Consider the following 12,389-nt stretch of genomic DNA (forward strand, 5'->3'; position numbering starts at 1 on the left):
GTCCGTAGCGGGGCTGGAAACAGCCCCGACTTCTGCGCGGTGATTGCCACCGCGATGTGTTCTCAACCCAGCAGTGCTGCCGCCATCCGATCGATCGCCTGCCGCTGGAAGGCAACGAACTCTGCGTTAGGCTGCTGCCCTTCCAGCATCGGCAGGAAGGGGTCCTCCACTGCAGTCCGCACGCCGGCCAACTCTTCGATTACCGCATGGCCGCAGAACGGCACGTAGGCCTCCGCATAGCCCCCTTCGTGAACCAGCACCAGCCGCCCGCCACAGAGCCGGTCGGCCGCTTCCCGCAGCATGGCCGTCATGGAACGGAAGGATTCACTGTGCAACAGCATCCGCGCCAGCGGGTCCACGCCATTGGCGTCGAAGCCGCAGGCGACCACTATCAACTCCGGTTCGAAACGTTCCAGCGCCGGCACGATGACCCGCTCCATGGCATAGCGGTAGGCATCGTCGCCGCTGCCGGGGAACAATGGCAGGTTGAGGTTGCAGCCAAGCCCGGCGCCTGTGCCCCGCTCCTCCACTGCGCCCTGACCGACAGGGAAGCAGTTGTCCTGGTGGATCGACAGGGTCAGCACATCGTCGCGGCCGTAGAAGATCGATTGGGTGCCGTTGCCGTGGTGTACGTCCCAGTCCAGCACCGCGACCCGACCGACACCGTGGCGGGCCTTGGCGGTTTCTACGGCGATTGCAATGTTCGCCAGGTAGCAGAACCCCATGCCGCGATCCGCCAGGCAGTGGTGGCCCGGCGGGCGCGACAGGGCATAGGCGTTGTCCAGCTCGCCACGCAGTACGGCATCCACGGCGGCAATGGCCAGCCCCGCCGACTGCCGGGCGATTTCATAGGTGCCCGGCCCGACGGCGGCCTCCTCGCCCAGCTCACCGTGACCGGCATCGCTCATGGCCTTGAAGCGTTCCAGGTAATGGGTCGGATGGACCCGCAGCAGGTCGCTCTCGGCGGCCATCGGCGCGCTGGACAGCACCAGGCGATCACTCAGTCCGGACACGTCCATCAGGCTCTTCAGCCGGCGTTTGGTTTCCGGCGATTCGGCATGGCCGGAGCCGCTTGGCGGCTGCAGCCAGCCCCCCACCGGCAGCACCAGGCTATGCAGCCCTGCGGCGTGCCAGAAACAGCGCTCGTCGAAAAAGAATCCGGTACGACGGGTCATCAGGCACCTCCTTGAGCGCTCTGGGCCAGGGCACGGGTCCGGCCGCCGAGGCGGCAGGCCAGGTAGTAAACCGGCGAGATCACACCCAGGCCAACGATCCAGGAAATATCGGCACCGTCCATGGCGCGCGCCACCGGGCCGGTATAGAGGGCGGTGGACATGAAGGGGATCTGCACCAGGATGCCCAGCACGTAGCAGTTGACCGCCGTCCAGTTGCAGCGACCGTAGAGGCCACCATCGCGACGGAAGAACGACGGCAGGTCGTAGCGACCATGGGCCACCAGGTAGTAGTCCACCAGGTTGATCGCGCTCCAGGGCACCAGCACGTACAACAGCAGGAGAATGAAATTGGTGTAGTTGGCCAGGAAGTCGTCCTGGCCGAGCAGTGCCAGGGCGAGCGAGCCGCCAAAGAGGATCAGCGAGATTAGGATGCGTGCACCGGCACGGGCCGACCACGACGGCACCAGGGTCTGTCCCACGGTGATGGTGGACAGGGCGCCGCAGTACAGGTTCATGGCGTTGGTGGCGGCAATGCCGATGGAAAGCACCGCCACCAACAGGCCACTGAGGCCGCCGGTTGCGGCGATCAGGCCGCCCACCACGTCATCGCCATCGATGCTGAGGGCCACCATGACCCCGAGCAGCATGGGCAGCAGCGATCCCAGGCAGCAGCCCCAGTAGCTGGACCAGAACGCACTGCGGGATCCGGTGGCCTCCGGCAGGTAACGGGAGTAGTCGGAGACATAGGGCGCGTAGGCCAGTTGCCAGAGCGCGGCTACCGACAAGGTGCCGAGGAAGCCGGCCAGGGTGGTTTCGTTGCGCTCGAGGAAGTCCGCTGGCAGCCCGTGGACGAACACCAGCCAGAAGAAGGCGAGCAGCAATACCGCGCCCGAAAGATAAGTCATCACACGGGTATAGACATGGATAAGGCGGTAGCCGACCGAGGCCGCCACCAGGCTGATGGCCCCGACCAGCAGGATGCCGAAGTGGGTGTCGATCGCAGGGAACCGACCGTGCAGGGACTGGCCACCCAGTACCAGATTGGAGGCGAAGAAGCCGAGGTACATCACTACCACCAGGCCCACGACCAGCAACGAGCCGAAGGAACCGAACTGCCCGCGGGTCTGTACCATCTGCGGGACGCCCAGCTGCGGCCCCTGGGCCGAGTGCAGGGCCATGAACACGCCTCCCACCAGGTTGCCCAGCACCAAGGCCGCCAGTGCGGAAACGAAGGGCAGCTTGAACACGGTCACCGCCAGGGCGCCGGTAATTACGGTCAACAGGATCAGGTTGCAGCCGAACCAGATGGTAAACAGATCCCGAGGTCGCCCATGGCGCTCCTCGGCGGCGATCGGCTGGATCGTACTCAGTTCCAGCGCCGGAGCCTGCGGATTGTCATTGTTGTGCATGCCAGGTCTCGCACTCGTTTCTTGGGGATGAGCGCCGCCCCGGCAGTCCGGAGCAAACCGAGGCACCACCGTCATCAGCGCAGATCAGGGAATGGCTGCCCCGGTCCAGAGCCGGACCGGGGCAGTCGAAAGGGACTTAGAGGCGTCCCAACTCTTGTGCGGTGCGATCTACCGCGATCTTGGTCTTGCTCACCAGCTCGTCGATCTCGCCGCGAGTGGCTACGAGCGCCGGCGCCATGATCATGCGACCCAGGGTGGAGCGGATGATCAGCCCTTCCTCGAAACCGATGGTGCGGCAGCGCCAGGCGATGTCGTTCTCGTTGTCGAAGCGCTTGCGGGTGGCCTTGTCTTCGGCCAGCTGCAGCGCGGCAACGAAGCCCGCGCCCTGGATGTCGCCCACCAATGGGTGGTTGCCGAACACTTCACGCAGGCACTGTTGCAGGTACGGGCCGGTGTCGGTCTTCACCTGGGTCACCACGCCTTCATCGCGCAGCGCCTTGAGGTTGGCCAGAGCCACCGCCGCCGCTACCGGGTGACCGGAGTAGGTCAGGCCGTGAGCGAACACACCGCCCTGCTCCACCAGTGCCGCGGCCATGCGCTTGCTGAGGATCAGACCGCCCATGGGGATGTAGCCGGAGGTCAGGCCCTTGGCGATGGACAGGGTGTCCGGCTCGAAGCCGAAGTGCTGGTGGGCGAACCACTCGCCGGTACGGCCGAAGCCGCCGATCACTTCATCCGCGCACAGCAGCACGTCGTACTTGCGGCAGATGCGCTGGATTTCCGGCCAGTAGGTTTCCGGCGGGAAGATCATGCCGCCCGCGCCCTGGAAGGGTTCGGCGACGAAAGCGGCAACCTTGTCGGCGCCCAGTTCGAGGATTTTCTCCTCCAGCTGGCGCGCGGCGCGCAGGCCGAATTCCTCCGGGGTCAGGTCGCCGCCATTGGCGTAGAAATACGGCTCGTCGATGTGGGCGATGTCCGGCAGCATGCCGCCCATCTCGTGCATGAACTTCATCCCGCCCAGCGCCGTGGCGCCCAGGGTGGAGCCGTGGTAGCCGTTCCAGCGGCCGATCATGATCTTCTTCTCGGGCTTGCCGAGGATCTGCCAGTAGCGGCGCACGGTGCGGATCAGCACCTCGTTCGCCTCGGAGCCTGAGTTGGTGTAGATGGCGTGGCTGTAGTGGCCTGGCAGCAGGCTGAACAGCAGTTCGGACAGTTCCACCACCGCCGGGTGGGTGGTGTGGAAGAACATGTTGTAGTACGGCAGCTGCTCCAGCTGGCGGGTGGCAGCCACGGTGAGATCCTTGCGGCCATAGCCGAGGTTGGTGCACCAGAGGCCGGACATGCCGTCGAGATAGCGCTTGCCGTCGTTGTCCCAGAGGTGGAGGCGTTCGCCGCCAACGATCACTCGCGGCCCTTCGGCGTTCAGTGCTTTCTGGTCGAGGAAGGCATGGATGTGGTGGGCCGCATCGGCTGCCTGGTAGTCACGGGTTTCGCGTTGGGCCTGGAATTGAGCGTTCATTGTTAGGGGTCTCCTCGTCCCGGTATTCAGTGATACCGATGCTGGCTGAAGCCGATGGGCAGGGAAAATACTAAATATGTCTTCGCGCTATATGAAAAAGCTGCCCTGCCCGCCGCGCTCCAGTGCCGGGCGCACGGCGGGCAAGGCCCGGCAAGAAGCCGGGCGAGGTCGGGGCGTGGCGCACCCCGGATAAATCGATCAGCGGTCAGCGGCTTCGCCGGCGACCTGCTCCAGGGGTTCAGGCTGGAACAGCGGTTTCTTCATCACCACCTTGATCCAAACGACCGCAATCAGCGACACCAGGGCCAGTACCACACCGGCGATGCCAAAGATCTTGCCGGTCATGTCCGGGCTCGGCGAGGCGTACCAGATGGCGTAGAACATCCCGGCGATGCCGAAGATTTGCGGCCACGGATAGAAAGGCGTCCTGAACGGACGAGCGATGGCCGGGTAACGGCGACGCAGGGCGATCACATCCAGGTGGACGATGATGTAGGCCAGCAGCCAGGCCAGCGCGGCAGCCAGCAGCAGCAGGTTGACCGACGCGGCGTCCTGCCCCAGCACCAGGATCGGCAGGCCGGTAATCGCCGACACGAACAGCACCGATACCCAGGGGGTGCGGGCACGCGGGCTGAGGCGCTTGAACACCGGGAAGGCCTGGCCGTTCTGCGCCATGCCGTAGAGCATGCGCGGAATGGAGGCGAGCGAGGAGTTCAGGGTGCTGAAGGTGGCGGTCACCGAAGCGATCACCAGGAACAGCTCACCTGCCTTGCCGAACACCTTGGTGGCGAACAGGTAGTGCGGCAAGGCATCGGTGGTCAGCGCCTCCTGCGGCACCAGGAACAGGGCACCCAGGCAGTAGAGCGCGATGGTGATGAAGATCACCGTGAGGCCGATGATCATCGAGCGCGGGATGTTGCGCTCGGGCCGCTTGGTTTCTTCCACCAGCGGGCAGACGAACTCGGCGCCGACGAAGCCCCACACAGCCAGCGCGGTGAGGGTCAGGACACCGGCTCCCATCGGGTTCCAGTCACTCTGCAGCACGGTGCTGGCGGTTTCCGTGGACGCGCCCTCGACGATTGCGGCGATACCCAGCAGCAGGAGCACGAACACCATGATCACCGCCAGGGCGGTCTGCAGCTTGGCGAAGATGTCGATCCCCATGAGGTTGAGCACGGTGAACATTCCGAGCACACCAAAGGCGACGGTGAAGGGTGGGAAAACGCCCGGGTAGACCTTGCCGACGATCAAGTCGAGCAGCAGCAGCTCGGCCGACAGGGCGAACATCGCCACCACGACGTAGCCGGAGAAGGTCGCCAGGATCGCAGGGAAATGCCCCAGCGCAACCTCGGTGTAGCTGGACAGACCGCCGGCACGCGGGATCATCAGCGACAGTTCCGAGAAGGAAAACGCGTAGCTCAAGGCCAACAGATAGGCCAGCCCCAGCGGCACGATGAAGCCCAGCCCGGAGAAACCCGCGCCTTGCAGCATCAGCACCATCACACCCTGAGACACCACCAGGCCGATGGCCACCGATAGCAGCGCTCCCAGACCCAGCACCCGGCGGAATCCGCCCTCTTCCGCTTGCCCTTGGGCAGCAACGGACACACTTGCACTCATGACACTCTCCCGATCTTGTACTTGTTGTGTGCCCGCCTGGCCGTGGAAGGCGGCGGGCCTGGTAGGGCGAAGCTCGACGGATTGCCGACCTCACCTGTCACGCCCCACCCGGCGGCCGAACCTGCCGACGCCGGTGGGACGCAAACCTCAGCGTGCCGCCCAGGCGTTGAAGCGCTCTTCCAGCTCCTCGCCGTGGTTGACCCAGAACTCCGCACTCACCAGCTGCGCCTCGGCCAGGTTGGCCGGCGCGGTGGGCAGTTGCGCCTGGGTGGCGGCGGGCAAGGCGGCCAGGGCGTCCTTGTGCACGGGGCCGTAAGGGATCTGGCTGGAGAAGGCTTGCTGGGGTTTCGCCTGGCTGGCAAAGACGATGAAACGTTCGGCCAGCGCCTTGTTCGGGCTGCCGCGAACGATGGCCCAGTGGTCCGGGTCGTAGAGATTGCCGTTCCAGACGATGGCGAGCTTCGAACCCTCTTTCTGGGCGGCGGCGATGCGACCGTTGTAGGCAGCAGACATCACCACGTCGCCGGCCACCAGCCATTGCGGCGGCTGGGCGCCGGCTTCCCACCACTGGATGTTCGGTTTGAGTTCATCCAGCTTGCGGAAGGCGCGGGCAACGCCTTCCGGGGTTTCCAGCACCTTGTAGAGGTCTTCGCGCTTCACTCCGTCGGCCAGCAGCGCAGCCTCCAGGGTGTACTTGGCGCCCTTGCGCAGACCGCGCTTACCCGGGAAGCGCTGGGTATCCCAGAAGTCCGCCCAGGAGCTGGGCGCGCTGGCCAGCTTGTCGGCGTTGTAGGCCAGTACCATGGACCAGACGTAACTGGCCACACCGCATTCGCTGACGGTGCCGGGCATGAAACTGGCCGACTCGCCGAGCACGGCCGGGTCGATACGTTCGAACAGCCCCTCCTCGCAGCCACGCAACAGCTCGGGGCCTTCCACTTCCACCACATCCCAGGTGACCTGGCCGATGTCGACCATGGCCTTCACCTTGGACAACTCGCCGTTGTATTCGCCGGCCACCACCCTGGCGGCGCCGCTTTGTTCGAAGGGTTTGAAATAGGCCGCATCCTGCGCGGCCTTGGTGGCACCGCCGAAGGAAATCACGGTGAGGCTGGAGGACTGGGCCAGGGCCGGCACGCTGGCAGTGGCCAGCAGGGCGAAACCGAGGGTGGCACGGAGGCACGGGAAGGACTTGAGCATGAAAACTCCCTCACTACTTGTAAGTTGTGGTCAGTTGCTGAGGCAGTCGTGGCCAGGAAGCCGTGAACCCGTGCGTGCACCACGCAACCGGAGGGTGTTTCTTGTTATGGGCGGCCGCGCGCTGCAGGGGCGTGCGGCCGGGTCGTCATCGCGACCTCAGCGCAGCTGGAACCAGGTGGTCTTCAGTTGGCTGTACTTGTCGAAGGAATGCAGCGAGAGGTCGCGGCCGAAGCCGGACTGCTTGCCGCCGCCGAAAGGCACGGTGACGTCCAGGGCGTCCACCGTGTTCACCGACACCGTGCCCGCCTTGAGCGCGCGGGCCACGCGGTGGGCGCGATGCAGGTCATCGCTCCACACCGAAGCCGCCAGGCCGTAGATGCTGTCATTGGCCAGGCGTAGCGCCTCTTCTTCGGTATCGAAGGTACTGACGGCCAGCACCGGGCCGAACACCTCTTCACGGGCCAGCTGCATGTCGCTGCTCACATCGGCGAAGACGGTGGGTTCAATGAAGTTGCTTGAACCGTTGAAGGACAGGCGACGACCACCGGCAAGCAGCCGTGCGCCCTCCCCTTGCGCGCCCTCAATGAAGGCCATGATGCGTGCGGCCTGCCCGGCGTCGACGATGGCGCCAGCGCGACTGGCCGGGTCCAGCGGGTCGCCGGGCATCCAGTCGCGGGCCTTGGCCAGCAGGCGTTCGATGAATTCATCGCGGATGGAGCGCTGCACATAGAGGCGCGAGTTGGCCGAGCAGACCTCACCCTGGTTGAAGAAAATGCCGAAGGCGGCCTTCTCGGCGGCCAGGTCCAGGTCGCGGCAGTCTTCGAATATCAGGTTCGGGCTCTTGCCGCCGCATTCCAGCCAGACCTGCTTGAGGTTGGACTGGGCCGAGTACTGCATGAAGTATTTGCCCACCTGGGTGGAGCCGGTGAACACCAGGCAATCCACATCCGGGTGCAGGCCCAGCGCCTTGCCAGCGCTTTCGCCCAGGCCCGGCACCACGTTCAGCACGCCCTCCGGCAAACCGGCTTCCAGCGCCAGCTCGGCCAGGCGCAGGGCGGAGAATGGCGACTGCTCAGCGGGTTTCAGCACCACGCTGTTGCCGGCGGCCAGGGCCGGGGCCAGCTTCCAGGCAGCCATGTCGAGGGGGAAGTTCCACGGTACTACTGCGGCGACTACGCCCAGCGCTTCGCGGGTGATGGTGGCCAGGGCATTCGCCGCGGTAGGTGCCACCTGGTCGTAGAGCTTGTCCAGGGCCTCGCCGTACCAGGCGAACACGTGGGCGGCGCCGGGCACGTCGATGTTGTAGGCGTCCATCACCGGCTTGCCCATGTTCAGCGAATCCAGCAGGGCCAGTTCTTCGCGGTGAGCCAGCATCAGTTCGGAGAGACGCAGCAGCACCTTCTTGCGCTCCACCGGCGCCATGCGCGCCCAGGGCCCTTCGTTGAAGGCGCGGCGGGCGGTGCGTACGGCCAGGTCCACCTCGGCTTCGCCGCAGGCGGCAACGCGGGCCAGCAACTGATTGGTAGCCGGGTTGATCGAGTCGAAGGTTTCGCCGGACGCGGCGGCCACCTGGCGGCCGCCGATCAGCGCCTTGTCAGTGAATGCTTGCCGGGCAGCCCGTTGCTGCCAATAGCCGAGATCGAACACGCTGCTCTCCCAGATCGACCGTGTGTGCGGTCATGTTGTTATTCGGGTCGAGGCAGATGGTGCGCCAGCTTCCGGCAGAGGAAAATTATTAAAAATATGCTCGAGACATATGAAAAAGCTCGGCAGCTCATCGGGCCTCATGCAGCGCGTCTGGGGTATGGTGCAGCCCACACAACACAAGAAGCATGAGCCGCCCGCCCAGCGCCAGCGGCCGATTAGCAGCGGAGGTGCCCGTGGCTTCCTATACCTTGCGACAACTCAGGTACTTCGTGACGACGGTCGAGGCCGGCAGCGTGGCCGAAGCCTCGCGCAAGCTGTACATCGCCCAGCCGTCCATCTCCACCGCCATCAAGGGCCTGGAGGAAAGCTTTGGCGTGCAGCTATTCATCCGCCACCACGCCCAGGGCGTGTCGCTGACGCCCAGCGGCACGCGCTTCTACCAGAAGGCCCAGGAGCTGCTGCGGGTAGCCCGCGAGTTCGAACAGAACGCCCTGGCTGATAACGACATCGTCGCCGGGCAGATCGACATCGGCTGTTTTGAAACCGTCGCCCCGCTCTACCTGCCGCAACTGATCGCCGGCTTTCGTGAGCAGTATCCCGGCGTGGATATCCGCATCCGCGACGGCGAGCAGCAGGAACTGGTACAGGGCCTGACTGCCGGCACCTTCGACCTGGCCTTCCTCTACGAGCACGACCTGGACAGCACTATCGCCACCGAACCGCTGATGCCACCACAGAAGCCCTACGCCCTGTTGCCGGAGAACCACCGCTTCGCCAGCCAGGCCCAGGTGTCCCTGCGCGACCTCTGCCTGGAGCCGATGATCCTGCTCGATGTGCAGCCGAGCCGGACCTACTTCGTCAGTCTGTTCCACGAGCTGGGCCTGACGCCCAATATCGTCTTCAGCTCGCCTTCGATCGAGATGGTGCGCGGCATGGTGGGCCAGGGCTTCGGCTTCTCCCTGCTGGTCACCCGCCCCCATTCGGAATGCACCTACGACGGCAAACGGGTGGTCACCGTCGACATCACCGAACCCGTCGCCACCTCCGGCCTGGTGGCCGCCCGCTTGAAACGCGGACAACTCACCAAGCCGGCGCAGCTGTTCGTGGACTTCTGCCGCGAACGCCTGGCACAGAAGACCCAGGACAAACCGTAGGTTGGTGCGGGCGGCGTTCCGCTAGAGCGGAGCGAAACCCAACGATCCACGCCCCCTGTCACTCCGCCCGATGGGTTTCGTGCCTCAACCCATCCTACGAAGTACAGATCTCTTCGTAGGATGGCGTAGCGCGCGGCGAAACCCAACGATCCCTGCATGCAACGGGCAACGGACTGCCCCTTGGCGGATCGATTGAAGGCTCCCGCCCCCGGCCTTACCCCTTGGCGGCGGCCAGATACGGCCCCACGCGCCGGGCCATCTCTTCACCCAGCGCCTGCAGGCCGCTCATGGGGCGGACCATGACCTCGAAATCGACGATCTTGCCCTGCTCGTCGAAACGGATCATGTCGATGCCTTTCAAGTCACGCCCATTGACCTTGGCGCTGAACTCCAGCACTACGCTGAGGCCGTCGTCCGAGGCCAACTGGCGGTGGTAGGTGAAGTCGACGAAGACCTTGATGACCGTGTTGAGGATGGTCGCGACCACCGCCGCGCCGGGATAGGGGGTGTGCGCCATGGGCGAGCGGAACACCGCGTCCGCGGCCAGGAGTTCGGGCAAGGCGCTGAGGTCGCGCTGGTCGATCATCTCGTGCCAGCGTTGCAGGGAAGCGGCGGCCTGGGGGTGCAGGTTCAGTTCGGTCATCCTGTGTTCCTCTCGATCATTGTTTTTGTGGAGGCTCGCTCGGCGCGAATCCGGGCGCCGATCAGTCGCATGCCGACGGACGATACGACCCGGAACACCCCGGCTCAATGATCGAAAATGACAGTTGAATGATCCTGTCGAACAGCTGCTGGCGCATGCCGGTTGAGGCAGCCAGCCGGCCCCGCTCAGTGAATCGCCCGCGTCACCAGGAAGCTCAGCAACTGCGGATCGTCATCCGGCTCGATGGCGCGCACCGGCCGTGGCAACTCATCCAGCACCGCGCGCCAGAACGCCAGGGCCGCTTCATCTTCGCGATAAAAACGCACGAGCCAGTCACCCTCCCCGCTCGTCAGCACCTGTATGACCAGGGCGCGGCCGATGCCCAGCCGACGGTACTTTTTCAGGATGAACAGGTCCGCCAGCTCCAGGGCGTCGAGCCCCGGCAACTCGCTGCGCTCGATCAGCAGGAAACCGGCGATGAAGCCATCGACCAGGATCAGGCTGGCACTCCACTGCGGCTCGCTCCAGTAGCGGGCGAGATGCTCGTCGTGGATGTAGAAGCGGCCATCGACCTCCACGTCCTCCTGCTCCCAATCCGAGGACTCGTAGGCATAGAACTGGTAGAGGTTGCGGATCAGCTCCGCCTGCTCCGGGCCGGTCTGCACCAGCTCGACGGTGACGTCGCTCATGGCCTGGACTCGCGCCGACGCAGCTGGATGAACAGCGCCTCGACCTTCTCCCGCGCCCAGGGCGTCTTTCGCAGGAAAGACAGGCTCGACTTGATACTGGGGTCGTTCTTGAAGCAGCGGATATCGATGCGGTTGGCCAACCCGTCCCAGCCGTAGTGGGCGACCAGTTCGGTGAGCAGTTTTTCCAGCGTAACGCCATGCAGCGGGTCGTTCGGAGTTTGAGTCATGGCGCGCCTTGATCGGTGGCTCGGAAATAAGCCGGCAGTTTAGAGCAGCGGCCGGCGCCAGTCTGCAAGGCAGCGGGGGTGGGTCATCAAACCCACTGGTCATTACGCTTGCGCCGCACGCGCAGCATGGTCGGCAGGATCAGGCCGACCAGCAGCCCGGCCCCGGCGATGCTGCCCCCATAAACCATGTAGCGCATCAGCACCTGCTTGTTCTCGTCACCCAACTGCGCCTGCACCTCGCGCAACTCCGAGCGGGCCTGGCTCAACTCGCCATCGAGCGAGGCGCGCGCGGCCTGCAGCTCGTCAATCAGCGCCTTGCGCGAATCCAGCGTCTCCTGCATGCCCTGTACGCGGGTCTTCCACGTGTCGTTGATGCCTTCCAGCTCAGCGCTGAGTTCCGCCACCTTCTGCTCCAGTTGCGGCAGGCGCTGGGTCTGGCCGGGCAGGTCCTGCAGGTCGCGGCTGGGAATCCACACGGCGCTGCCGTTCTCGCCGCGTACCTGGCTGTAGTCATCCTGGGTGCGCAACAGCTCGACCTTCTGCCCGGAGGTGAGCGTACCGACGATGCGGTAGCCGTCGGTGGGTCCGCTGCGTACATAGGCGCTCAGCGTGTCGCTCACCCAACGCGTATTGCCGGCAGCCTCCTCGGCCTGAACCGAGGCACCGGCCACCAGCAGGCCGCCTGACAGGCAGGCCGCGAGAGCGCGGGTCTGGAGCGAGGAAAAACAGGCGGAAACACGACGGGATAGGCGCATTGGGCAATCTTCACTTGGCAATGAACGGAACCCGGAAACGGGCGCGAAAAAAAGCCGGCCAGGCGAATTGCAGCAGACAGGAACGCGATCAGGGTGAATGGCCCAACTAGCGAATGGCCATGCTCTCCCCCCGGATGGGCCGACAGCAGACAGACAGCAGGCGCGCGGCAGGAGTTCACGGGAGTGGATGGGCGGTGGAAAGCCAGGTGGGCGCTCTGTGGGAGACTCCATGTCAACGCCTTAGCCACAAGGGTGGATGGCGCTTTTCCATCCACCAGCGGCGCTATGCCGGGCCTCGAATGCTGGACCGGTGAAGCGTGGTCCACCCTTGACTGAAGTCGGGGCCCAGTG

At 65.0% G+C, this 12,389-nt stretch carries 11 protein-coding genes; 1 reads left to right on the plus strand and 10 read right to left on the minus strand.

The window, feature by feature from the left end:
* Positions 1–62 precede the first annotated feature (62 nt).
* The 6 genes from THL1_RS19060 to THL1_RS19085 form a co-directional block, all read right to left on the minus strand.
* Positions 63–1,175 (minus strand): class II histone deacetylase, encoded by a 1,113-nt coding sequence (locus tag THL1_RS19060; protein ID WP_069084688.1) that lies wholly within the window; start codon positions 1,173–1,175, stop codon positions 63–65.
* Entirely contained in the window at positions 1,175–2,584 is a 1,410-nt protein-coding gene (locus THL1_RS19065; protein ID WP_069084689.1) for a purine-cytosine permease family protein, read from the minus strand. Before THL1_RS19065 ends, THL1_RS19060 begins: the two co-directional genes overlap by 1 nt.
* Before the next feature lie 136 nt (positions 2,585–2,720).
* Positions 2,721–4,103 carry an aspartate aminotransferase family protein gene (locus THL1_RS19070; RefSeq protein WP_069084690.1) on the minus strand — a complete coding sequence of 461 codons (1,383 nt, stop codon included), beginning with the start codon at positions 4,101–4,103 and terminating at the stop codon, positions 2,721–2,723.
* A 198-nt stretch (positions 4,104–4,301) separates the two neighbouring features.
* A complete protein-coding gene (locus THL1_RS19075; protein WP_069084691.1) occupies positions 4,302–5,723 on the minus strand; it encodes an APC family permease in 1,422 nt (473 codons plus the stop codon).
* 147 nt (positions 5,724–5,870) lie between these two features.
* Positions 5,871–6,923, minus strand: a complete 1,053-nt coding sequence (locus THL1_RS19080) for an ABC transporter substrate-binding protein (protein ID WP_069084692.1) — start codon at positions 6,921–6,923, stop codon at positions 5,871–5,873.
* 156 nt (positions 6,924–7,079) lie between these two features.
* Positions 7,080–8,570 carry an aldehyde dehydrogenase gene (locus THL1_RS19085; RefSeq protein WP_069084693.1) on the minus strand — a complete coding sequence of 497 codons (1,491 nt, stop codon included), beginning with the start codon at positions 8,568–8,570 and terminating at the stop codon, positions 7,080–7,082.
* A 233-nt stretch (positions 8,571–8,803) separates the two neighbouring features.
* Here THL1_RS19085 and THL1_RS19090 point away from each other — a divergent pair, with 233 nt between their 5' ends.
* A complete protein-coding gene (locus THL1_RS19090) occupies positions 8,804–9,724 on the plus strand; it encodes a LysR family transcriptional regulator (RefSeq protein WP_069084694.1) in 921 nt (306 codons plus the stop codon).
* A 214-nt stretch (positions 9,725–9,938) separates the two neighbouring features.
* Here THL1_RS19090 and THL1_RS19095 read toward each other — a convergent pair whose 3' ends face one another.
* The 4 genes from THL1_RS19095 to THL1_RS19110 form a co-directional block, all read right to left on the minus strand.
* Positions 9,939–10,367, minus strand: a complete 429-nt coding sequence (locus THL1_RS19095; RefSeq protein ID WP_069084695.1) for a nuclear transport factor 2 family protein — start codon at positions 10,365–10,367, stop codon at positions 9,939–9,941.
* Positions 10,368–10,552: 185 nt separating this feature from the next.
* A complete protein-coding gene (locus tag THL1_RS19100; RefSeq protein WP_069084696.1) occupies positions 10,553–11,056 on the minus strand; it encodes a GNAT family N-acetyltransferase in 504 nt (167 codons plus the stop codon).
* Positions 11,053–11,283: a VF530 family DNA-binding protein gene (locus tag THL1_RS19105; RefSeq protein WP_069084697.1), complete on the minus strand. Its 231-nt coding sequence runs from the start codon at positions 11,281–11,283 to the stop codon at positions 11,053–11,055. The genes THL1_RS19100 and THL1_RS19105 overlap by 4 nt, the downstream gene beginning before the upstream one ends.
* An 86-nt stretch (positions 11,284–11,369) precedes the next feature.
* On the minus strand, positions 11,370–12,038 hold the full coding sequence (locus THL1_RS19110) for a TIGR04211 family SH3 domain-containing protein (RefSeq protein ID WP_069084698.1): 669 nt from the start codon (positions 12,036–12,038) through the stop codon (positions 11,370–11,372).
* Between the last annotated feature and the right edge of the window lie 351 nt (positions 12,039–12,389).

Source organism: Pseudomonas sp. TCU-HL1 (assembly GCF_001708505.1).
Classification (GTDB): domain Bacteria; phylum Pseudomonadota; class Gammaproteobacteria; order Pseudomonadales; family Pseudomonadaceae; genus Metapseudomonas.